The 21,961-nt window shown below is 54.5% G+C and carries 19 protein-coding genes; 2 read left to right on the forward strand and 17 right to left on the reverse strand.

Going from position 1 to position 21,961, the window contains the following annotated elements:
* Window positions 1-102: 102 nt before the first annotated feature.
* From glmS to asnC, 15 genes are all read right to left on the reverse strand, one after another.
* The gene (gene glmS, locus BHE81_RS22800; protein WP_004150309.1) at window positions 103-1,932 is read right to left on the reverse strand and encodes a glutamine--fructose-6-phosphate transaminase (isomerizing); all 1,830 of its coding nucleotides are present in this window, start codon (window positions 1,930-1,932) and stop codon (window positions 103-105) included.
* A gap of 183 nt (window positions 1,933-2,115) precedes the next feature.
* Window positions 2,116-3,486 (reverse strand): bifunctional UDP-N-acetylglucosamine diphosphorylase/glucosamine-1-phosphate N-acetyltransferase GlmU, encoded by a 1,371-nt coding sequence (gene glmU, locus BHE81_RS22805; protein WP_004173839.1) that lies wholly within the window; start codon window positions 3,484-3,486, stop codon window positions 2,116-2,118.
* A 696-nt stretch (window positions 3,487-4,182) separates the two neighbouring features.
* On the reverse strand, window positions 4,183-4,602 hold the full coding sequence (locus BHE81_RS22815; protein WP_001251971.1) for a F0F1 ATP synthase subunit epsilon: 420 nt from the start codon (window positions 4,600-4,602) through the stop codon (window positions 4,183-4,185).
* A 20-nt stretch (window positions 4,603-4,622) separates the two neighbouring features.
* A complete protein-coding gene (atpD, locus tag BHE81_RS22820; RefSeq protein WP_004144997.1) occupies window positions 4,623-6,005 on the reverse strand; it encodes a F0F1 ATP synthase subunit beta in 1,383 nt (460 codons plus the stop codon).
* A 26-nt stretch (window positions 6,006-6,031) separates the two neighbouring features.
* Complete coding sequence (atpG, locus tag BHE81_RS22825) at window positions 6,032-6,895, reverse strand: F0F1 ATP synthase subunit gamma (protein ID WP_004144996.1); 864 nt, start codon at window positions 6,893-6,895, stop codon at window positions 6,032-6,034.
* A gap of 50 nt (window positions 6,896-6,945) precedes the next feature.
* Window positions 6,946-8,487 (reverse strand): F0F1 ATP synthase subunit alpha, encoded by a 1,542-nt coding sequence (gene atpA, locus BHE81_RS22830; protein ID WP_004144995.1) that lies wholly within the window; start codon window positions 8,485-8,487, stop codon window positions 6,946-6,948.
* Window positions 8,488-8,499: 12 nt separating this feature from the next.
* The gene (atpH, locus tag BHE81_RS22835) at window positions 8,500-9,033 is read right to left on the reverse strand and encodes a F0F1 ATP synthase subunit delta (protein WP_004144994.1); all 534 of its coding nucleotides are present in this window, start codon (window positions 9,031-9,033) and stop codon (window positions 8,500-8,502) included.
* A 14-nt stretch (window positions 9,034-9,047) separates the two neighbouring features.
* Window positions 9,048-9,518, reverse strand: a complete 471-nt coding sequence (gene atpF, locus BHE81_RS22840; protein ID WP_004107293.1) for a F0F1 ATP synthase subunit B — start codon at window positions 9,516-9,518, stop codon at window positions 9,048-9,050.
* A 50-nt stretch (window positions 9,519-9,568) separates the two neighbouring features.
* Entirely contained in the window at window positions 9,569-9,808 is a 240-nt protein-coding gene (gene atpE / locus BHE81_RS22845; RefSeq protein ID WP_000429386.1) for a F0F1 ATP synthase subunit C, read from the reverse strand.
* Window positions 9,809-9,857: 49 nt separating this feature from the next.
* Window positions 9,858-10,673 carry a F0F1 ATP synthase subunit A gene (gene atpB, locus BHE81_RS22850; protein ID WP_004151552.1) on the reverse strand — a complete coding sequence of 272 codons (816 nt, stop codon included), beginning with the start codon at window positions 10,671-10,673 and terminating at the stop codon, window positions 9,858-9,860.
* A 7-nt stretch (window positions 10,674-10,680) separates the two neighbouring features.
* The gene (atpI, locus tag BHE81_RS22855; RefSeq protein ID WP_004144991.1) at window positions 10,681-11,061 is read right to left on the reverse strand and encodes a F0F1 ATP synthase subunit I; all 381 of its coding nucleotides are present in this window, start codon (window positions 11,059-11,061) and stop codon (window positions 10,681-10,683) included.
* A gap of 616 nt (window positions 11,062-11,677) precedes the next feature.
* Complete coding sequence (gene rsmG / locus BHE81_RS22860) at window positions 11,678-12,301, reverse strand: 16S rRNA (guanine(527)-N(7))-methyltransferase RsmG (protein WP_004151554.1); 624 nt, start codon at window positions 12,299-12,301, stop codon at window positions 11,678-11,680.
* Window positions 12,302-12,416: 115 nt separating this feature from the next.
* Window positions 12,417-14,306: a tRNA uridine-5-carboxymethylaminomethyl(34) synthesis enzyme MnmG gene (gene mnmG / locus BHE81_RS22865; protein ID WP_004144989.1), complete on the reverse strand. Its 1,890-nt coding sequence runs from the start codon at window positions 14,304-14,306 to the stop codon at window positions 12,417-12,419.
* A 381-nt stretch (window positions 14,307-14,687) separates the two neighbouring features.
* Entirely contained in the window at window positions 14,688-15,128 is a 441-nt protein-coding gene (gene mioC / locus BHE81_RS22870) for an FMN-binding protein MioC (RefSeq protein WP_004144988.1), read from the reverse strand.
* Window positions 15,129-15,227: 99 nt separating this feature from the next.
* Window positions 15,228-15,686: a transcriptional regulator AsnC gene (asnC, locus tag BHE81_RS22875; RefSeq protein ID WP_002882510.1), complete on the reverse strand. Its 459-nt coding sequence runs from the start codon at window positions 15,684-15,686 to the stop codon at window positions 15,228-15,230.
* Between the two features lie 151 nt (window positions 15,687-15,837).
* On the opposite strand from asnC, the gene asnA reads away from it, so the two are divergent.
* Window positions 15,838-16,830, forward strand: coding sequence for an aspartate--ammonia ligase (gene asnA / locus BHE81_RS22880; protein ID WP_002882514.1), 993 nt, complete (start codon window positions 15,838-15,840; stop codon window positions 16,828-16,830).
* 3 nt (window positions 16,831-16,833) lie between these two features.
* Here the strand turns inward: asnA and viaA are convergent, their stop codons facing one another.
* Entirely contained in the window at window positions 16,834-18,282 is a 1,449-nt protein-coding gene (gene viaA, locus BHE81_RS22885) for an ATPase RavA stimulator ViaA (RefSeq protein WP_002882517.1), read from the reverse strand.
* Window positions 18,279-19,778: an ATPase RavA gene (gene ravA, locus BHE81_RS22890; RefSeq protein ID WP_004151555.1), complete on the reverse strand. Its 1,500-nt coding sequence runs from the start codon at window positions 19,776-19,778 to the stop codon at window positions 18,279-18,281. The genes viaA and ravA overlap by 4 nt, the downstream gene beginning before the upstream one ends.
* A 217-nt stretch (window positions 19,779-19,995) precedes the next feature.
* Between ravA and kup the strand changes: the two genes are divergently transcribed.
* The gene (kup, locus tag BHE81_RS22895; RefSeq protein ID WP_002882520.1) at window positions 19,996-21,864 is read left to right on the forward strand and encodes a low affinity potassium transporter Kup; all 1,869 of its coding nucleotides are present in this window, start codon (window positions 19,996-19,998) and stop codon (window positions 21,862-21,864) included.
* The last annotated feature ends 97 nt before the right edge of the window (window positions 21,865-21,961 follow it).

A 21,961-nucleotide genomic window follows, 5' to 3' on the forward strand; every position in this document is an offset into this window, starting at 1 on the left:
GTCATCTACCGCCAGCCAAAATATTACGCACGTAATCGGTGGAAAACAGCAGGTGCAAATAAAAAGGGCCGCCGTCGGCAGCCCTTTGCAGGATAGGATGCTTTACTCAACCGTTACCGATTTCGCCAGGTTACGCGGCTGGTCAACGTCAGTGCCTTTGATCAGCGCGACGTGATAAGCCAACAGCTGCAGCGGAACCGTATAGAAGATAGGGGCGATGGTCTCTTCCACATGCGGCATCTCAATGATGTGCATGTTATCGCTACCGTTGAAGCCGGCTTCACCGTCGGCGAAGACGTATAGTTCACCGCCGCGGGCACGAACCTCTTCGATGTTGGATTTCAGTTTTTCCAGCAGTTCGTTGTTCGGCGCCACCACAATCACCGGCATTTCCGCATCAATCAGCGCCAGTGGGCCGTGCTTAAGCTCGCCCGCCGCATAGGCTTCCGCGTGAATGTAGGAGATCTCTTTCAGCTTCAGCGCCCCTTCCATAGCGATCGGATACTGATCGCCACGGCCAAGGAACAGCGCATGGTGCTTATCAGAGAAGCGCTCTGCCAGCTGCTCAATACGCTTGTCCTGGGAGAGCATCTGCTCGATACGGTTCGGCAGAGCCTGAAGGCCGTGCACGATATCATGCTCGATAGACGCATCCTGACCTTTCAGTCGCGCCAGTTTCGCCACCAGCATCAACAGCACGGTTAGCTGAGTGGTAAAGGCTTTGGTCGAGGCCACGCCGATTTCCGTTCCGGCTTTGGTCATCAGCGCCAGATCGGACTCGCGCACCAGCGACGAGCCCGGCACGTTGCAGATGGCCAGCGAGCCGAGATAGCCCAGCTCTTTCGACAGACGCAGCGCCGCCAGGGTATCGGCGGTTTCACCGGACTGGGAGAGGGTGATCATCAGGCTATTGCGACGCACTGCGGACTTGCGATAGCGGAATTCGGAGGCGATTTCCACATCGCACGGGACGCCGGCTAACGCTTCGAACCAGTAGCGGGAGACCATCCCGGAGTTATAGGAAGTCCCGCAGGCAACAATCTGAATATGTTCAACCTGAGCCAGCATTTCATTGGCGTTCGGCCCCAGCTCGCTGAGATCCACTTCGCCATGGCTGATGCGCCCGGTCAGGGTGTTCTTAATCGCGTTCGGCTGCTCGAAAATCTCTTTCTGCATATAGTGGCGGTAGATACCTTTATCGCCAGCGTCATACTGCAGATTGGATTCGATCTCCTGGCGCTTCACTTGCGCAGCGGACTTATCAAAAATCACCACCGAACGGCGAGTCACTTCCGCGATATCGCCTTCTTCGAGGAAGATGAAGCGGCGGGTAACTGGCAGCAATGCCAGCTGGTCGGAAGCGATAAAGTTTTCACCCATCCCCAGGCCAATTACCAGCGGGCTACCGGAGCGGGCCGCCAGCAGAGTTCCCGGGTCACGGGTATCCATGATCACCGTACCGTAAGCGCCGCGCAGCTGCGGGATAGCGCGCAGGACGGCTTCACGCAAGGTACCGCCTTGTTCCAGCTCCCAGTGCACCAGATGGGCAATAACTTCGGTATCGGTCTCGGTGACGAAGACATAGCCGCGAGACTGCAGCAGGGCGCGCAGCGGCTCATGGTTTTCGATGATCCCGTTATGGACCACCACAATGTGTTCAGAAACATGCGGATGCGCATTGCTCTCAGACGGTTCGCCGTGCGTCGCCCAACGAGTATGGGCGATCCCGGTACCACCGTGTAACGGTTGCTCTTCTACCGCCTGAGCCAGCATCTGAACTTTACCCAGGCGACGCACGCGGGTCATATGACCTTCGCTGTCGACCACTGCCAGACCGGCAGAGTCATAGCCACGGTATTCCAGACGACGTAAACCTTCGAGAAGGATTTCAGCAATATCACGCTGCGCGACTGCGCCAACAATTCCACACATAGTTAAATTTCCTGATAATGGCGATATGCCATGCGTTGTCGCTGACCTGTATTTGCCCGTTTTCCGGGCGCCCCGAGCCTTGTAGAGAGTGGGGTTATTGTTATGGTACTGCCTGCGGACGGGGATCTATGTTGACCCTCTCATCCTGGTTCGCCGGGAAAATTTCCCCGGCGATAATCCAAATTATTTCTTCTTCACCGGACGCTGCCAGCCCTGTTTGTGGACCTGCGGTACGCGGCTCAACACCAGCTCGTTATCGGCGATATTGCGCGTAACGGTGGTGCCGGCGGCGATAGTAACGCCATTGCCTACCGTGACTGGCGCCACCAGCTGGGTATCCGAGCCGACAAAGACATCATCGCCAATAATCGTTTTATGCTTGTTCGCACCATCGTAGTTGCAGGTGATGGTGCCCGCGCCGATATTGACGTTATCGCCAATCTCCGCATCGCCCAGATAGGTCAGATGACCCGCCTTGGAGCCTTTCCCGAGACGCGCTTTTTTCATTTCCACGAAGTTACCAACGTGGGCGCCTTCCAGCAGTTCGGCGCCCGGGCGCAGACGGGCAAATGGACCGATGGTGCAGGCCGCCTGCAGCTGGGCATCTTCCACCACGCTGTAGGGGCTAATTTCGCAGTCATCGCCGATGGTGCTGTTTTTGATCACGCAGCCGGCGCCGATTTTCACTCGATCGCCCAGCACCACGTTGCCTTCCAGAATAACGTTAGTATCGATCTCTACATCGCGCCCGTGCTGCAGCGTACCGCGCAGATCGAAACGCGCCGGATCGCGCAGCATCACGCCCGCCAGCAGCAGCTTTTCCGCCTGCTCCGCCTGGTAGACGCGCTCCAGGCGCGCAAGCTGCAGGCGGTTGTTGACGCCTTCGACTTCGCTCAGGCGCTGCGGATGCACTGCGACGATCTGGTGTCCTTCCTGGTGCGCCATGGCGATGATATCGGTGATGTAGTATTCGCCCTGAGCGTTGTTATTGGTGAGTTTCGCCAGCCAGCGCTTTAGATCCGCTCCGCCGGCGATCAGGATCCCGGTGTTGATTTCCTGGATCTGGCGCTGGGCCTCGCTGGCATCTTTGTGCTCAACGATGCCCGTCACTTGGCCATTTTCACGGGTAATGCGGCCATAGCCGGTTGGGTCATCCAGCTTCACCGTTAACAGACCAATCCCACCCTGTGGTTTCGCGGCGCGCAGGCGCTGTAGCGTCTCAACGGAGATCAGCGGCACGTCGCCATAGAGCATCAGGATGTCTTCATCATCATTGAAGAATGGCGCCGCCTGCTGCATAGCGTGCCCGGTTCCGAGCTGCTCGGCCTGCAGCACCCAGTTCAGGTTGTCTTCATGCAGAGTCTGACGCAGCAGATCGCCGCCGTGGCCGTATACCAGGTGTACCGCACATGCGCCTAAATCGTTAGCGGCATCAATGACATGCTGCACCATTGGCTTCCCGGCCAGGGTATGCAGCACCTTAGGAAGATCGGAATACATGCGGGTCCCTTTGCCTGCAGCAAGGATAACCACGCTCATCGCACTATTTGACATACTCATCCTGACGGTAGTTAGAACGAAAAGTAAAAGCCTTTCACGTTGAAATTTCTACATATTTTTCATCATAAAACGAGACGTGGAGAAAACGTCCAGGCTCACTGTTTTACCCCATTTTATGACGCTATTTTTAACCACTGCAAATCAGTTTAACGCTGAAAAAGGAGGGCGGGGTGGAGAATCATTAACTATCTCACTGCTTTTGCTGTTTTTTCGCCACCTGAATAAAGCCGCAGCGGCAGGCGTTTATCAGCCCCCACAGCGGGAAGAACCTGGATAAATATTCGCCAGTCGCTGGCGGGGGAGGGCGGTAAAGTGATTGATGCTATCCATAAAAAACGAAAGGCCACCTATCAGGTGACCTTCTTTTCCCGGTTTCTCATCGCCAGTGTTGTCGTTTTGATGGGCGATACGCCGTGTCAGCGGGCGAGATAGCGCGGAGCTTAGAAGCTCAGGACGCTAAATTTAGCGATGATTTTATGGAACAGTTTCATGATGATTTCCTGACGCAGGTGCAGTTTATAACGCTCTTTTTTGTGATATGCATCACATAAAAAGAGTTTACGCCTCATCATTTAACTAATCAATAACAATTAAGGGTGAATACTGTTTTCACTTCATCCGCTCGTCAGCAGCGGGCAATAAAAAAAGCCAGCCTGGAACCCAGACTGGCTTTTTACGTTCAAGCCGGTGTTACATCGCTTTTTTGGTCAACTCGATAACGCGCAGTTTAGCGATCGCTTTGGCCAGTTCCGCAGACGCCTGAGCGTAATCCACATCGCCGTGAGAGCTCTTAATGTGCTCTTCCGCTTTGCGTTTCGCTTCCAGCGCTCGCGCTTCGTCGAGGTCCTGACCGCGAATTGCGGTATCCGCCAGGACGGTCACGCTGCCAGGCTGCACTTCAAGAATGCCGCCGGACAGATAGATAAACTCTTCATGACCGTGCTGTTTAACGATGCGAATCATACCAGGCTTAATGGCGGTGAGCAGCGGCGCGTGGCCCGGGTAAATACCCAGTTCACCTTCGCTACCCGTTACCTGGATTTTTTCGACCAGACCAGAGAACATTTGTTGCTCTGCGCTGACGACGTCCAGGTGGTAAGTCATTGCCATATCACCCTCCGATTAAGGCGTTAAAGTTTTTTGGCTTTTTCCACGGCTTCGTCGATGGAACCGACCATGTAGAACGCCTGCTCTGGCAGGTGATCGTATTCGCCTTCCATGATGCCTTTAAAGCCACGGATGGTGTCTTTCAGCGCCACGTATTTGCCCGGAGAACCGGTAAAGACTTCTGCCACGAAGAACGGCTGGGACAGGAAGCGCTGGATCTTACGCGCGCGAGCTACCACCAGTTTGTCTTCTTCAGACAGTTCGTCCATACCGAGGATGGCGATAATGTCTTTCAGTTCCTGATAACGCTGCAGGATGGACTGAACGCCACGCGCGGTGTCGTAGTGTTCCTGACCAACAACCAGCGGATCCAGCTGACGGCTGGTGGAATCCAGCGGGTCAACGGCCGGGTAGATACCCAGGGATGCGATCTGACGGCTCAGTACTACGGTTGCATCTAAGTGAGCAAAGGTAGTGGCTGGGGATGGGTCAGTTAAGTCATCCGCCGGTACGTATACCGCCTGTACGGAGGTGATAGAACCGGTTTTGGTGGAGGTGATACGTTCCTGCAGAACGCCCATCTCTTCCGCCAGGGTCGGCTGATAACCTACCGCTGAAGGCATACGACCCAGCAGCGCGGATACTTCAGTACCGGCCAGGGTGTAACGATAGATGTTATCGACGAACAGCAGTACGTCACGACCTTCGTCACGGAATTTCTCAGCCATGGTCAGGCCGGTCAGCGCAACGCGCAGACGGTTTCCCGGCGGCTCGTTCATCTGGCCGTACACCAGGGATACTTTATCGATAACGTTGGAGTCGGTCATTTCGTGGTAGAAGTCGTTACCCTCACGAGTACGCTCACCTACGCCCGCAAACACAGAGTAACCGGAGTGCTCGATCGCGATGTTACGGATCAGCTCCATCATGTTTACAGTTTTACCTACACCCGCACCGCCGAACAGACCAACTTTACCGCCCTTGGCGAACGGACACATCAGGTCGATAACTTTGATACCGGTTTCCAGCAGTTCCTGAGAGCTGGACAGCTCTTCATAGGACGGTGCCGCGCGGTGGATAGCCCAACGCTCTTCTTCGCCGATGTCGCCTTTCATGTCAACCGGTTGACCCAGTACGTTCATGATACGACCCAGCGTTGCTTTACCTACCGGGACTTCGATCGGGTGCTCGAGGTCTTTTACATCCAGACCGCGGCGCAGACCATCAGAAGAACCCATGGCGATGGTACGTACGATACCGCCGCCCAGCTGCTGCTGAACTTCCAGCACCAGAACTTCATTACCATTCTGTACCTCAAGGGCTTCGTACACGCGTGGTACGGCATCCTGAGGGAACTCGACGTCGACCACGGCGCCGATTACCTGGACAATCTTTCCAGTAGCCATCTTAAATCCTCTACGAAATAACCTGGTTAAACCGCGGCGGCCCCCGAGACGATCTCGGTGAGTTCCTGAGTAATGCTGGCCTGACGAGCTTTGTTGTATACCAACTGCAGCTCTTTAATCAGGCTGCCGCCATTATCGGTCGCGGCTTTCATCGCCACCATACGGGCGGCCTGCTCGCTGGCCAGGTTTTCAACCACGCCCTGATAAACCTGAGATTCGACGTAGCGGCGCAGGAGGGTATCCAGCAGCGCTTTCGGATCGGGCTCATACAGGTAATCCCAGGATTTACGTTTCAGATCAGCATCTTCTGATGCCGGTAACGGCAGCAGCTGAGTGATCGTCGGAACCTGAGACATGGTGTTAATAAATTTGTTGCTGACAACGTACAGCTTGTCCAGACGGCCTTCATCATAGGCCTGCAACATCACTTTTACCGGGCCGATCAGTTCGGACAGGGATGGGTTATCCCCCATACCGGTCACCTGTGCAACCACGTTGCCGCCCACGGAGTTAAAGAAAGAAACGCCCTTAGAGCCGATCATTGCGAGGTCGCACTGAACGCCTTTATCGGACCATGCTTTCATTTCCGCCAGCAGTTTCTTGAACAGGTTAATGTTCAAGCCGCCGCACAGACCACGGTCGGTCGACACCACCAGGTAGCCCACGCGCTTAACGTCGCGTTCTTCCAGGTAAGGGTGCTTGTATTCCAGATTACCGTTCGCAAGGTGACCAATCACTTTGCGCATAGTATCTGCGTAAGGACGGCTGGCCGCCATGCGCTCCTGCGATTTACGCATTTTGGAAGCGGCGACCATCTCCATCGCTTTAGTGATCTTTTGCGTGTTCTGGACGCTTGCGATCTTACTACGTATCTCTTTTGCGCCGGCCATGAGCTTCTCCTCAATGCCTTGCGGCCTGCCCTAAGACAGACCGCCAGACGTTACCAGGACTGGGTTGCTTTGAAGGAATCGAGGATGCCTTTCAGCTTGCCTTCGATTTCGTCGTTATAGCCACCGGACTGGTTAATCTCTTGCATCAGCGGAGCGTGATCACGGTCGACGTAAGCCAGCAGAGCGGCTTCGAAGCTACCGATTTTCGCCAGTTCTACATCAGCCAGGTAACCACGTTCTGCTGCGAACAGAACCAGAGACTGCTGCGCGACGGACATCGGCGCATACTGTTTCTGTTTCAGCAGCTCGGTCACTTTCTGACCGTGGTCCAGCTGTTTGCGGGTTGCATCGTCAAGGTCGGATGCAAACTGGGAGAACGCCGCCAGTTCACGATACTGCGCCAGCGCGGTACGGATACCACCGGACAGTTTCTTCATGATCTTGGTCTGCGCTGCACCACCAACACGGGATACGGAGATACCCGGGTTAACCGCAGGACGAATACCGGCGTTAAACAGGTTGGTTTCCAGGAAGATCTGACCATCGGTAATAGAGATTACGTTGGTCGGAACGAATGCGGAAACGTCACCCGCCTGCGTTTCGATAATCGGCAGCGCGGTCAGAGAACCGGTTTTCCCTTTCACTTCACCTTTGGTGAAGGCTTCAACGTATTCGGCGTTAACACGCGCAGCACGCTCCAGCAGACGAGAGTGGAGGTAGAATACGTCGCCCGGGAACGCTTCACGTCCAGGCGGACGACGGAGCAGCAGGGAGATCTGGCGATAAGCAACAGCCTGTTTAGACAGATCATCGTAAACGATCAGCGCATCTTCACCGCGGTCGCGGAAGTATTCGCCCATTGCGCAACCAGCGTATGGCGCCAGGTATTGCAGTGCAGCAGATTCAGATGCAGTCGCTACCACTACGATGGTGTTAGCCAGCGCGCCGTGCTCTTCCAGTTTACGCACCACGTTAGAGATGGTGGACGCTTTCTGACCGATAGCGACATAGACGCACTTGATGCCGGAATCACGCTGGTTGATGATGGCATCGATAGCCAGCGCAGTTTTACCGGTCTGACGGTCGCCGATGATCAGTTCACGCTGACCACGACCGATTGGGATCATGGCGTCAACGGATTTGTAACCGGTCTGTACCGGCTGATCGACGGACTGACGTTCGATTACGCCCGGCGCGATCGCTTCAACGGCGGAGAAACCGTCGTTTTCCAGCGGACCTTTACCATCAATTGGCGCGCCCAGGGTGTTAACCACGCGGCCCAGCAGGCCACGGCCTACCGGAACTTCCAGGATACGGCCAGTACATTTCACCTTCATGCCTTCGGCGAGGTCAGCGTACGGACCCATTACCACCGCACCTACGGAGTCGCGCTCCAGGTTCAGTGCGATAGCGTAACGGTTACCCGGCAGGGAGATCATCTCGCCCTGCATACATTCGGCAAGGCCGTGGATGCGGATAACACCGTCACTTACAGAAACAATAGTACCTTCGTTATGAGCTTCGCTCACAACATTGAACTGAGCAATGCGCTGCTTGATCAGTTCGCTGATTTCGGTGGAATTCAGTTGCATGCTCCAGTCCCCTTAAGACTGCAAGACGTCTGCAAGGCGCTCAAGACGGCCGCGTACGCTGCCATCAATGACCATATCACCCGCACGGATGATAATACCTGCCATAACAGACTTATCGATTTTGCAATTCAGCTTAACTTTGCGTGACAGACGTTTTTCCATCGCGCTGACGATCCTGGCAAGCTGTTCATCACTCAGTTGGTTGGCAGATATTACTTCTACCTCTGCGATGGCCTCACTGGCCGCGCGCAGGTGAATGAATTGCTCAAGAACGTCCGGGAGCACCTTCAGACGATTATTTTCCGCCATCACCTTAATCAGGTTCTGGCCATTTTCGTCGAGTTGCTCGCCGCAGATAGCGATAAACGCTTCTGAGAGCGTTTCCGGCGCCAAAGCACCGGAGAGAAGCTCTGCCATTTGGTCGTTTTTGGTCACTTCGGCGGCAAACGCCAGCATATCCTGCCAGCGTTCAACACTGTTGTGTTCGACGGCAAAGTCAAAAGCTGCTTTGGCGTAGGGGCGAGCTACCGTTACAAATTCAGACATCAGCCCCTCCCTCCTTACAGTTCAGCGACAAGTTTATCCACGATGTCGCTGTTAGCAGCTTCATCCACGGAACGTTCGATGATCTTCTCGGCGCCAGCAACAGCCAGGATAGCGACCTGCTTACGCAGCTCCTCGCGTGCACGTTTACGCTCAGCATCAATTTCAGCCTGCGCTTGTGCAACGATTTTGGTGCGTTCCTGTTCTGCTTCAGCTTTAGCTTCGTCCAGAATCTGAGAGCGGCGCTTGTTCGCCTGCTCAATGATTACCTGGGCTTCCGCTTTCGCTTTTTTCAGCTGGTCGGTCGCGTTGGCCTGTGCAAGGTCCAAATCTTTCTTAGCGCGTTCTGCAGAAGCTAAACCGTCAGAAATTTCTTTCTGGCGTTTTTCGATGGCAGCCATTAAAGGCGGCCATACGTATTTCATGCAGAACCATACGAAGATAACAAACGCGATGGCCTGGCCGAGGATTGTTGCGTTCATGTTCACAGCACAATACCTCTTTAATTAACTCTGTGGCTTAGGTTTCTAACAACTTACTACGCGACGGCGAACATCACGTACAGACCCAGACCTACAGCGATCATCGGGATAGCATCCACCAGACCCATAACGATAAAGAACTGAGTACGCAGCAGAGGGATCAGATCCGGCTGACGCGCTGCGCCTTCCAGGAATTTACCTCCGAGGATGCCGATACCGATCGCAGCACCGATTGCCGCCAGACCCATCATCACAGCGGCAGCCATGTACAGCAGATCCATATTCAGGTTTTCCATGACAGTCTCCAGTTTGTTTCAGTTAAAACGTAGTAGTGTTGGTAAAAAATCAATGCTCTTCAGATGCCATCGACAGATAGACAATCGTCAGAACCATGAAGATGAAGGCTTGCAGCGTAATAATCAGGATGTGGAAAATGGCCCAAGGCACATTCAGAACCCACTGTGACCACCACGGCAACAGACCAGCAATCAGAATGAAAATCAGCTCACCGGCATACATGTTGCCGAACAGTCGCAGACCGAGAGAGACCGGTTTGGACAGCAGGCTTACCCCTTCAAGGATTAAGTTGACAGGAATGAACGCCCAGTGATTGAACGGCTGCATGGTCAGTTCTTTAACGAACCCACCAACGCCTTTCATTTTGATGCTGTAGAAAATAATCAGGATGAACACGCCAAGCGCCATCGACAGGGTGATGTTCACGTCGGCAGACGGAACCACGCGCAGTGCTGGCAGGCCGAAAATGTGTTCGCCGATATAAGGAAGCAGGTCGATTGGCAGCAGGTCCATCAGGTTCATCAGGAAGACCCAGACGAACACGGTCAGCGCCAGCGGCGCGATAACCTTGCTCTTGCCATGGTACATGTCTTTGACGCTGCCATGGACGAAGCCGATGATCATTTCGATGAAGGTTTGGAATTTCCCTGGTACGCCGCTGGTCGCTTTCTTAGCAACGCTACGGAACATGGCAAGGAACAGCAGACCGAGAACCACCGAGAAGAACATGGAGTCAATGTTGAGCGTCCAGAAGGTGGCTGTGTGGTTGTGCGGATCCACCAGCGAGAATGTACGCAGGTCCAACTGAAGGTTGTTCAGATGGTGTCCTATGTAATCCTGCGGCGTCATATTTTCTGAAGCCATGATGCCTTTACCCTTTGTTGTTAATTACAGCTGGCGCCAGAACTTGTACCACCAGCACCAAAACCCACGTCACGATCAGTGGCAAAAATACCACTTTTAAAACGGCCAGCGCCACCGCCAGAAGGGCGAAGGTCAGCAACACCTTGAAGGCTTCACCGAAGGCGAAGGTCCAGGCCACACGGCCTTTTGCTGGTGTATGCGCCTGATGACGCCAGGCAAAAATTATAAACATCAGATTTGGCAAGACCACTGCCAAACCGCCGCATACAGCGGAAATGCCCCAGAAGGGGTCTTTGAGGCTGAACAGCAGTCCACTTGCCATTACTGCCAGTAACTGAATAAACAGAAGCTTGCGAGCAACGTTTCGACTCAAGAGCGACACTGACATCACGTTTTTACTCCTGCTCCCTTTGAGGTATGTCGCGTGTCGTATAAAACGTCCTTTAAGACGAAGAGTCAAGCATCAAAAAGCGGACAAATTATACGGTGACGCCCCGTGATTTCAAACAATAAGTAGCAAAATAGTGAATAAATGTTTAATTATTTTCCAACGGACAACTTTCCGTGCATTTCAGCGTTCTGTGAGCGGTCATACAAAACTGCAAATAACGAGGAAACACGGCAATTAAAGCGTGCATCAGATCACATAATAAACATTTCAAGCGCCCTTTAATGAATCAAGGACATAAAACACTATTTTTCATGCTTTTGATATTCAAGATAAAAAGTGAGGACATTATCTAAAACAACCTCACATACAATAAAAACCTTTTATTGACATTTATAATAAAAATTTAACATCACTATGCTGTTCATCATTGTCGATTTTTAGCACCCTGATATTTTCAAAGTTGACTATTTTGTCAGTTAATCACTTACGCTAAGTTAACTGCAAGAAAAGCCTTAGTAAAAACAAGGTTAAATGCAGCCCGTTAATATCGGGGGACGTCCTTTATTTTTGTAACATGCGCGGGCCACATTTTTTCCACATTTTTTGATAAAAATTAACTCGATTTTGGCTTAATCACCACCAGGTGCCGCTCCCCTTCCAACCGAGGAACATGCAGCTCAATCACCTCGACAATGTCATACCCTTCCGGCAGACTTTCCATTTCTTCTTTTTGCGCTAACCCTTTGAGCGCATAGAAGTGACCATTCGCTGCCGGCAGATGATGGCACCAGCTCACCATATCATTAAGCGATGCGAAAGCGCGGCTTATCACGCCATCAAACGGCGGCTCGGCCGGGAAGGCTTCCACGCGGCTCTGCACCGGGGTGACGTTATCCAGCTTCAGCTCGTGCTGCACCTGACGCAGGAAGCGCACGCGCTTGCCAAGGCTGTCCAGCAGGGTGAAATGTGACTCCGGACATACGATGGCCAACGGGATCCCCGGCAACCCCGGGCCCGTACCAACATCGATAAAGCGCGAGCCCTGCAGATAAGGCGCCACGATGATGCTGTCGAGAATATGACGCACCAGCATCTCATTCGGATCGCGAACGGAAGTCAGGTTATAGGCTTTGTTCCACTTATCGAGCAGTCCGACGTAAGCCACCAGCTGATTTTTCTGGTGATCGGTGAGCGAAATACCCGCTTCATCCAGCAGACGAGAAAGTTTGTTGAGCACGGTAAGTACCTTCAAAAAATAATGAGCCCGGAGGCGCTAACGCTTACCGGGCTATGAATGATAAAGGCGAACGCTGATTATGCAACTGGGAAATCAGCGCGGCAGGCAGCCGCAATCAGGCGCTGCGGCGCAGCATCCCCTGCTTTTTCAGCCAAACCAGCAAAATAGAGATCGCCGCCGGGGTGATCCCGGAGATACGTGACGCCTGCCCTATCGACGACGGTTTATGGTCGTTCAGTTTGGCAATCACCTCGTTAGACAGCCCAGTGACCTGGCGGTAGTCGAGGGTCGCTGGCAGCAAGGTATTCTCATTGCGCTGTTGTTTCTCAATCTCATCCTGCTGGCGCGCGATATAGCCCTCATACTTCACCTGGATCTCTACCTGTTCAGCCGCCTGACGATCTTCCAGTCCCGGGGTGAATGGCGAGAGTTGAACCAGCTGTTCGTAGGTCATTTCCGGACGACGCAGCAGATCTTCGCCACTGGCTTCACGCGACAACGGCGCGGTCAGGTGAGCGTTCACTTCGTTGGCGCTCTCTGCCTGCGGATTCACCCAGGTGGATTTCAGACGCTGGCGTTCACGTTCGATGCTTTCCAGCTTCTCGTTGTAGCGCGCCCAGCGTTCGTCATCCACCAGACCCAGCTCGCGCCCCTGTTCGGTCAAACGCAAATCGGCGTTGTCTTCGCGCAGCATCAGACGATATTCAGCGCGGGAAGTAAACATGCGGTACGGTTCTTTGGTACCCAAGGTGCAGAGGTCATCTACCAGCACGCCGAGGTAAGCCTGATCGCGACGCGGCGCCCAGCCCTCTTTTTCCGCAGAGAAGCGGGCGGCGTTAAGTCCGGCCAGCAGCCCCTGAGCCGCCGCCTCTTCATAACCGGTGGTACCGTTGATTTGGCCGGCGAAGAACAGACCCTGAATAAATTTGCTCTCAAGCGTTGGCTTCAGATCGCGCGGGTCGAAGAAATCGTACTCAATAGCGTAGCCTGGACGGACGATCCGCGCATTCTCCATCCCCTGCATCGAGCGGACGATTTGCATTTGCACATCAAAGGGCAGGCTGGTGGATATACCGTTCGGATAAATTTCGTTTGAGGTCAGTCCTTCCGGCTCGAGGAAGATCTGATGCTGGTTGCGATCGGCAAAGCGCATGACTTTGTCTTCGATCGACGGGCAATAGCGAGGTCCGATCCCTTCGATCACTCCAGCGTACATAGGACTGCGATCGAGGTTATTGCGGATCACATCGTGGGTTTTCTCGTTAGTGTGGGTGATATAGCACGGTACCTGGCGCGGATGCTGATCCGCGGATCCCATGAACGAGAAGACCGGCATCGGGTTATCGCCATGCTGCTGCGCCAGCACGCTGAAATCGATGGTGCGCGCGTCAATACGCGGCGGAGTACCGGTTTTCAGACGACTTACGCGCAGAGGCAATTCACGCAGACGACGAGACAGCGGGATAGACGGCGGATCGCCGGCGCGGCCGCCGCTGTAGTTGTCCAGACCAATATGGATTTTGCCGTCAAGGAAGGTCCCGACGGTCAGCACTACCGCTTTAGCGCGGAATTTGAGGCCCATCTGGGTGACGGCGCCCACGACGCGATCGTTTTCGACAATCAGATCTTCAACCGCCTGCTGGAAGATCATCAGGTTCGGCTGGTTCTCCAGTGCGGTACGTACTGCCTGACGATAAAGCACGCGGTCAGCCTGGGCGCGGGTGGCGCGTACTGCCGGTCCTTTGCTGGCGTTTAGTATCCTAAACTGAATACCCGCCTGATCGATCGCTTTGGCCATCAAACCGCCGAGCGCATCCACTTCTTTTACCAGGTGTCCTTTCCCAATGCCGCCAATCGCCGGGTTGCAACTCATTTGCCCCAGCGTGTCGATATTGTGTGTCAAAAGCAGGGTTTGTTGACCCATACGCGCTGCGGCCATTGCGGCCTCAGTGCCTGCATGACCCCCGCCAATGATAATGACGTCAAAAGGATCCTGATAAAACATGGTGGTCTGCCTCGCATAAAGCGGTATGAAAATGGATTGAAGCCCGGGCCGTGGATTCTACTCAACTTTCGTCTTTCGAGAAAGACTCCGGGATCCTGAGTATTAAAAAGAAGATCTTTATATAGAGATCTGTTCTATTGTGATCTCTTATTAGGATCGACTCTCTTTGTGGATAAGTCGGATCCGCGAAGTAAGATCAAAAGCTTAAGAAGGATCACTATCTGTGAATGATCGGTGATCCTGGTCCGTATAAGCTGGGATCAGAATGAAGGGTTATGCACAGCTCAAAAACCATACTACGGTTATTCTTTGGATAACTACCGGTTGATCCAAGCTTTTAAGCATGGTTATCCACAGAAGATTGGACGATCTTTACAATTCTCAGAGCAAATTTTTCCAGGATCCCAGCCAGATTTCCGCTGGATCCTCCGGAATTTCGTGTTCAAGGACGTTGATCTTCAGCGTCTCACCGATCTGTTTTGCCCCGCAGGCCTTCAGCGCCGCTTCTAATTTATCGATCGCGCCGCAAAAGGTGTCGTATTCGCGGCTGCCGATCCCTATAGCGCCAAAGCGCACGGCGGAAAGATCGGCCTGCTTCTCCTGCAGCGCGTCATAGAAGGGAACCAGGTTGTCGGGAATGTCGCCGGCGCCATGGGTGGAAGAGATAATTAACCAGATCCCTTGCGCCTGCAGATCGTCCACCAGCGGACCGTGCTGGATTTCAGTGCTATAGCCGGCTTCTTCCAGCTTTTCCGCCAGATGCTCTGCTACATATTCCGCACTGCCCAGGGTGCTGCCGCTGATAAGTGTAATGTCTGCCATAGATCGCCGATCGCCCGCTCAACTGTTCAGAGTGGCGTATTGTACGCTGTGAGCGAGCTGGGATCTACCTGTGGAAAAATGTGGGATTAAAAAAAGCGATCAGGGCTTGATGGTGCGCATGATCGGGTTCTGCAGCACGATCAGAGTTTCAGTGGACTGAATTTCATCGATTGTTTGGATCTTGTTGATAAGTACCTGCTGCAGAGCATCGATGGATTTACACATCACCTTAATAAAGATGCTGTAGTGGCCGGTGGTGTAGTAAGCCTCGGTGACCTCCTCCAGACTTTCCAGGCGGGCGAGGGCGGAGGGATAGTCTTTGGCGCTTTTTAAAATAATGCCGATGAAGCAACCGACGTCGTAGCCCAGCTGCTTGGGGCTGACGTCAATGCGAGCGCCGGTAATGATACCCGCCTGCTTCATCTTTTCGACGCGCACGTGAATGGTACCCGGGCTGACGCTGAACTGTTTGGCCAGTTCGGCATAGGCGGTACGGGCGTTGGCCATCAGCGCATCAAGAATGCCGCGGTCCAGATTGTCGATCTGATAATTTTCCATATCTTTTTCTTATGAAGTTTGAGGGTTCTTACTATTTTAGCGCCATATTTTAATGAATTAAAAGTTGATGCGCCTTTTTATTGATTGATTATTGTATTGCCGCCCTGTTTTGTTGCTTAATCAATGGCAACAGGACGCAGGAGTCATAAAAATGAAAACCGCATATATCGCAAAACAACGCCAGATCAGTTTCGTTAAATCCCACTTTTCCCGTCAGCTGGAAGAGAAGCTTGGCCTGATTGAAGTCCAGGCGCCAATCTTAAGCCGCGTGGGCGATGGGACGCAGGATAACTTGTCCGGCTGCGAGAAAGCGGTTCAGGTAAAAGTGAAAACACTGCCCGACGCCCAGTTCGAAGTGGTTCATTCGCTGGCGAAGTGGAAGCGTCAAACCCTGGGACAACACGACTTCAGCGCGGGCGAAGGGCTGTACACGCACATGAAAGCCCTTCGCCCCGATGAAGACCGTCTGACGCCTATCCATTCCGTCTATGTTGACCAGTGGGACTGGGAGCGCGTGATGGGGGATGAAGAGCGTCACGTCGGCACCCTGAAGGCAACCGTCGAGGCGATCTACGCCGGGATCAAAGCCACCGAGCTGGCGGTCAGCCAGGAGTTTGGCCTGACGCCGTTCCTGCCGGAACAGATCCATTTTGTTCACAGCCAGGAGCTGCTGAGCCGCTATCCGGAGCTTGATGCCAAAGGTCGTGAGCGGGCTATTGCCAAAGAGCTGGGCGCCGTCTTCTTAATTGGTATCGGCGGCAAACTAGCTGATGGCAAGCGCCACGACGTGCGTGCGCCGGATTATGATGACTGGAGTACTGAGGTTTCTGAAGGTTTTGCCGGCCTGAACGGCGATATCCTGGTGTGGAACCCGGTGCTGGAGGATGCGTTCGAGATCTCCTCGATGGGGATCCGCGTTGACGCCGAGGCGCTAAAGCGCCAGCTGGCGCTGACCGGCGATGAAGATCGCCTGAAACTGGAGTGGCACCAGGCGCTGCTGCGCGGCGAGATGCCGCAGACTATCGGCGGCGGCATTGGCCAGTCTCGTTTGACGATGCTGTTGCTGCAGCTTGACCATATCGGTCAGGTGCAGTGCGGCGTATGGCCGGCGCAGGTTCGCGAAAGCGTTTCCGCGCTGCTGTAACGATTAGCGCCGCCAGCGTCGCAGCAGGCGGCTACGCAGCCCGGTGTCAAAGCGCCAGATATGATCGAAGATGCGCATGATGCCGGGTTTGCCGTGAACCGACATCGCCACCGCGTGAAAACGGTGCTGATGCTTACGCTGTAACTCCCCCACCTGAGCAATCACCTCATCCGGCAACCGTTGGGCAATAAAGTCGGAGATCACCACGGCATCCGCATCCACCCACTGCGGGTTTTGCAAACGTTCAATAATGGCGCGAAAACAGCTGGCCAGATCGGTGCCGCCGCGAAAACGCTGGCTCAGGAAACGGATCGCCTGCTCCAGTCCGCTCTCGCTGGTCAACTCGTAATGCACCACTTCGCTGGAGAACAGCATAATGAAGCAGCGACGGTTATCGGCCAGCGCGATGCGCATCAGGGCCAGACAAAAGGCCTTAGCGCACTGTTCGTTAAAACCGCCCATCGATCCTGACGTATCGACGCAGACAATGAACGGCCCGCGCGGTTGCTCATCAAAATCCTGCCGCGTTACCGGGCGTTCGGTAATTTTCTCGCGCCAGGCATCGCCGTGTAGCCGGTAGGTGAGCAGCTGTTTCTCCACCAGCTTGCGATAAAATTCAAACTCCAGCTCCGTGATGCCAAGCGTCGCCAGCTCCGGCGGCAGCAGGCGTAGAATGTCGTCACTCTGCTGGAGGCCGTCGACCTGTTCAGGCACCGTTGCCGGCTCGCGTACCAGGCTGCGGAAGGTTTCCATCGGCGCATCTTTCTTCGGCACGGATTTCGCTTCCCTTGAACGCCCCAGCTGTTCCGCCAGCTGCAGCAGCTCCGGTTGCTGGTTAAGAAAATCGCCATAGCGCACGATCAGCTGGTAGTCGCCTCGTTTGAGTTCGCCGGCGCTCATATCCCACAGGCGTCCGGCGGCGGTATCATTTTCCGCCAGCACCGGATCGAGCTGACCGCTGAGCGTCATTCGTTCCTGGACCTCACTGAGCAACTGGTCGCGCTCCTCGTCCAGCAGCTGCTGGTTAAGGCTGGTGGCTTGCACCACCAGGCTCAGGCGCCAGCGCTGTAAAAACAGCGTATGCAGCGCCGGGGTAAAGGTGGCATTGTCATCCACCAGCTTCTGCGCCTGGGCGGCAAAAGGGGACTGGAGCTGGTGCAGTTTGCCGAGAATTTGCGGGAGCTGGACGATAAACTGCGAGGTAGAGAGCAGCTGAGCCTGCTGATAGGTTTGCACTTCGGCGTCCAGATCCGGCGGGATGTTAACTTCTTTTAAGCGGGCGCGAACGGCTTCCCGCCAGCGCGGAATATCCGCCGCGATGATGTTTTTCAGGCGGGGAAATTTTTCAAAGAACACCGCCAGTTGAGGAGAGGCCAACAGCGCCAGCAGCATCTCCTCGATCATTCCCTCTTCGCTGACTGCCAGCATGACATTCAGCATATCGAGCGTCATGGCTGCTTCGCCTGTTTAATCTGCGCGCCGACGTCCTGCAGGCTGGCTTCGATTCTTCCCAGCCATTCGACCGGGATAAACAGGCACTTTTGCTGCTCGCTGAAGCGGTTGTGTTGCTGGTGCCACTCATCATCCAGCGCTTCCAGCTGCTGGCGAATTTCCGCCGGCATATTCTCCTGCGCTGCGCTGCCGGGCAGCGCGAGGCGTGAGCCCTGCAGGCTCACATCGCGGACGACCAGATGCTGGCTGGTGTCGACATCCATATTGAGTAGTTGAGCAAAGCCGATCCCGTTGAGCTTACCGCGGATCTCGCCGCCCTTTTCCAGCCAGTTGGCTAACGCCTCGCGTTCAAAAGTAATGTGGATCACTTCCATATCGTGAAGTTTGAGCGGCTGCTGCAGCAGCAGCGTCAGGGTGGTCCCCTGGATCTCCGCCGGCAGTTCATAGTGCGGTTTGCGGCTAAACATCCCGCCAAGGCGGGTGACCTTCAGCGCCGTTTTGTCGCTTTGCTGTTGTTGGATCTGAATGCGTCGCTGCACAATCGCCCCCAACCGCGTCAGCATCGCCTGCTGTTGCCAGGCGTGACAGGTCATGAGCGTTTCCAGCTGCTGCGACATCAGGTTCATACTTTCGACGTTGTGCCACAGACAATCTTTCAGCAGGATTAGGTCAATCGGCGCGATGCTGTCGCGGCCGCTGAAGAAGGCGCTGGCCTGCAGCAGGCGAATAGCCTTTTTCCAGCGGCGATCCGAGACGTAGGGGGCATTTGGCAGGGCGTCCAGCTGCTGGCGGAGCTGGAATATCAGCTCAAACACCGCGTCCGGCAGTTTAATATTGCCGATCTGCTGCTGCCATTGGGTAAATTCCTCGTCGCTCACCTGCAGCGCGCTGGGCACTGGATTGCTGTTTTCATCCTGCTGGCTGACCAGCATCGAACGGAAATTACCTTTATCCTGCACTTTATCAAGCCATAGACGGATCAGCATTCGGTCATACAGCGCTTCCAGGCTGCTGTCAGCTTCCGGGAGTTCGTTCGACGCGGCCACCAGCAGGCGCATTGGGATTTTCTCTTCATGCGCGCCATTGCGGAAGTGACGTTCGTTAATCGCCGTCAGTAGGGTGTTGAGGATAGCCGGACCTGCTTTCCATATTTCATCGAGAAACACGATTTCCGCTTCCGGCAGGTAGCCGGCGGTTAAACGTTCGTAACGGCCTTCATCTTTCAGCGCCTGAATGGACAGTGGCCCAAATACCTCTTCCGGGGTGGAGAAGCGGGTCATCAGGTATTCAAAAGCGCGCGCCTGCTGGAAGGCGAATTTGAGGCGGCGGGCAATCAGGCTTTTGGCGATCCCCGGTGGACCAAGCAAAAAAACGCTCTCGCCGCTGAGCGCCGCCAGCAGGCAGAGGCGTATCGCGTGGCTGCGTTCAAAGAGTCCTTTTTCGAGTGCCGCGCTGAGCCGGGAAATTCTTTCAGCCAGTAAATGTGTTTGAGCCATAATTGAGTTGCGTGCTTTGTCATGTATCGTTATTGGGACGAGTATAGATGTTAGAGCCGGGGCGGTAATAGCCTGAAGAATCGATTTATTTTTTTTGAGCCAGGTTAATATGGTGTCTGTTAGGGGTACGATTTCACAAATAATCGTGCATACTGTGCGCTTTTTGTGGGCCAAGGGACTAGGCACACATTTGTTTTATAAACGAAAAGACTAGTCTATGAGCACTGATAATAAACAATCGTTGCCGGCGTTAACGCTGGCGGCCATCGGCGTGGTGTACGGCGATATCGGTACCAGTCCACTGTATACCCTGCGCGAATGCCTGTCAGGTCAGTTTGGCTTTGGCGTAGAGCGCGATGCCGTTTTTGGCTTTTTGTCGCTGATTTTCTGGCTGTTAATCTTTACCGTATCGATTAAATACATCACCTTCGTGATGCGGGCGGATAACGCCGGGGAAGGCGGGATCTTAACGCTGATGTCGCTGGCCGGACGTAATACTTCGGCCAGAATGACCTCCGTGCTGGTGATCCTCGGCCTTATCGGCGGCAGTTTCTTCTATGGCGAAGTGGTGATTACCCCGGCGATTTCGGTAATGTCGGCGATAGAGGGGTTAGAAATTATCGCCCCGCAGCTCGATACCTGGATTGTCCCTATCTCCATTATCGTGCTCACCCTGCTGTTTGTGATCCAGAAGCACGGGACTGGCATGGTCGGCAAGCTGTTTGCGCCGATTATGCTGATCTGGTTCCTGTTACTGGCGGTGCTGGGCGCGCGAAGCATTTACGCTAATCCGGAAGTTCTGCAGGCGCTGAACCCCTACTGGGCTGTGCACTTCTTCCTGCAATACAAGACCGTTTCCTTTATTGCGCTTGGCGCGGTGGTGCTGTCGATTACCGGGGTGGAAGCGCTGTACGCCGATATGGGCCACTTCGGCAAACTGCCGATCCGCGTTGCCTGGTTCTCCGTCGTGCTGCCCTCGTTGGTGCTGAACTATTTTGGCCAGGGCGCGCTGCTGCTGAAGCACCCGGAAGCGATTAAAAACCCGTTCTTCCTGCTGGCGCCTGAGTGGGCGCTGATCCCGATGCTGATTATCGCCACGCTGGCGACGGTTATCGCCTCCCAGGCAGTGATTTCTGGGGTCTTCTCCCTGACCCGTCAGGCAGTGCGTCTGGGCTATCTGTCGCCGATGCGCATTATCCATACCTCGGAAATGGAGTCCGGGCAGATTTACATTCCGTTCATTAACTGGCTGCTGTACGTTTCTGTGGTCATCGTTATCGTCAGCTTTGAGCATTCGTCTAACCTGGCGGCGGCGTATGGTATCGCCGTAACGGGCACCATGGTGCTGACCTCCATTCTGTCGGCGACCGTGGCGCGCAAAAACTGGCACTGGAACAAGCTGTTTGTCGGTCTGATGCTGGTGGCCTTCCTGTGCATTGATATTCCGCTGTTCTCGGCGAACCTCGATAAGATTGTCTCCGGCGGCTGGCTACCGTTGTCCCTGGGGATGGTCATGTTTACGGTGATGACGACCTGGAAGAGCGAGCGTTTCCGCCTGCTGCGCCGGATGCACGAGCATGGCAACTCGCTGGAAGCGATGATCTCTTCGCTGGAGAAGTCACCGCCAGTGCGTGTGCCGGGTACTGCGGTGTATATGTCCCGCGCCCTGAACGTGATCCCGTTTGCCCTGCTGCATAACCTGAAGCACAACAAGGTGCTGCATGAGCGAGTGATCCTCCTGACCCTGCGTACCGAAGATGCGCCTTACGTGCATAACGTTCGCCGGGTGCAGATTGAGCAGCTGTCACCGTCCTTCTGGCGGGTGGTGGCCAGCTACGGCTGGCGGGAAACGCCTAACGTTGAAGAGGTGTTCCACCGCTGTGGCCTGGAAGGACTCAGCTGCCGGATGATGGAGACCTCGTTCTTTATGTCGCATGAGTCGCTGATTATCGGCAAACGGCCATGGTATCTTCGCCTGCGCGGCAAGCTTTATCTGCTGCTGCAGCGTAACGCCCTGCGGGCGCCGGATCAGTTTGAGATCCCGCCAAACCGGGTTATCGAGCTCGGTACCCAGGTCGAAATCTGATGTCAAAAAAGCCCTTCCGTTGCGAAGGGCTTTTTGTTTCTCACTCCGGTTGTTATGTCCTGTTGCTGTCTCGCGAAACGTTTCGATGGCGATCACA

Source organism: Klebsiella sp. AqSCr (assembly GCF_008452795.1).
Classification (GTDB): Bacteria; Pseudomonadota; Gammaproteobacteria; order Enterobacterales; family Enterobacteriaceae; genus Klebsiella; species Klebsiella pneumoniae.

What these genes read in the sequence shown, in the direction of transcription:
- glmS (WP_004150309.1), bottom strand. Translation starts at nt 1,932, where the DNA reads ATGTGTGGAATTGTTGGCGCAGTCGCGCAGCGTGATATTGCTGAAATC.
- glmU (WP_004173839.1), bottom strand. Translation starts at nt 3,486, where the DNA reads ATGTCAAATAGTGCGATGAGCGTGGTTATCCTTGCTGCAGGCAAAGGG.
- BHE81_RS22815 (WP_001251971.1), bottom strand. Translation starts at nt 4,602, where the DNA reads ATGGCAATGACTTACCACCTGGACGTCGTCAGCGCAGAGCAACAAATG.
- atpD (WP_004144997.1), bottom strand. Translation starts at nt 6,005, where the DNA reads ATGGCTACTGGAAAGATTGTCCAGGTAATCGGCGCCGTGGTCGACGTC.
- atpG (WP_004144996.1), bottom strand. Translation starts at nt 6,895, where the DNA reads ATGGCCGGCGCAAAAGAGATACGTAGTAAGATCGCAAGCGTCCAGAAC.
- atpA (WP_004144995.1), bottom strand. Translation starts at nt 8,487, where the DNA reads ATGCAACTGAATTCCACCGAAATCAGCGAACTGATCAAGCAGCGCATT.
- atpH (WP_004144994.1), bottom strand. Translation starts at nt 9,033, where the DNA reads ATGTCTGAATTTGTAACGGTAGCTCGCCCCTACGCCAAAGCAGCTTTT.
- atpE (WP_000429386.1), bottom strand. Translation starts at nt 9,808, where the DNA reads ATGGAAAACCTGAATATGGATCTGCTGTACATGGCTGCCGCTGTGATG.
- atpB (WP_004151552.1), bottom strand. Translation starts at nt 10,673, where the DNA reads ATGGCTTCAGAAAATATGACGCCGCAGGATTACATAGGACACCATCTG.
- atpI (WP_004144991.1), bottom strand. Translation starts at nt 11,061, where the DNA reads ATGTCAGTGTCGCTCTTGAGTCGAAACGTTGCTCGCAAGCTTCTGTTT.
- mnmG (WP_004144989.1), bottom strand. Translation starts at nt 14,306, where the DNA reads ATGTTTTATCAGGATCCTTTTGACGTCATTATCATTGGCGGGGGTCAT.
- mioC (WP_004144988.1), bottom strand. Translation starts at nt 15,128, where the DNA reads ATGGCAGACATTACACTTATCAGCGGCAGCACCCTGGGCAGTGCGGAA.
- asnC (WP_002882510.1), bottom strand. Translation starts at nt 15,686, where the DNA reads ATGGAAAATTATCAGATCGACAATCTGGACCGCGGCATTCTTGATGCG.
- asnA (WP_002882514.1), top strand. Translation starts at nt 15,838, where the DNA reads ATGAAAACCGCATATATCGCAAAACAACGCCAGATCAGTTTCGTTAAA.
- viaA (WP_002882517.1), bottom strand. Translation starts at nt 18,282, where the DNA reads ATGACGCTCGATATGCTGAATGTCATGCTGGCAGTCAGCGAAGAGGGA.
- ravA (WP_004151555.1), bottom strand. Translation starts at nt 19,778, where the DNA reads ATGGCTCAAACACATTTACTGGCTGAAAGAATTTCCCGGCTCAGCGCG.
- kup (WP_002882520.1), top strand. Translation starts at nt 19,996, where the DNA reads ATGAGCACTGATAATAAACAATCGTTGCCGGCGTTAACGCTGGCGGCC.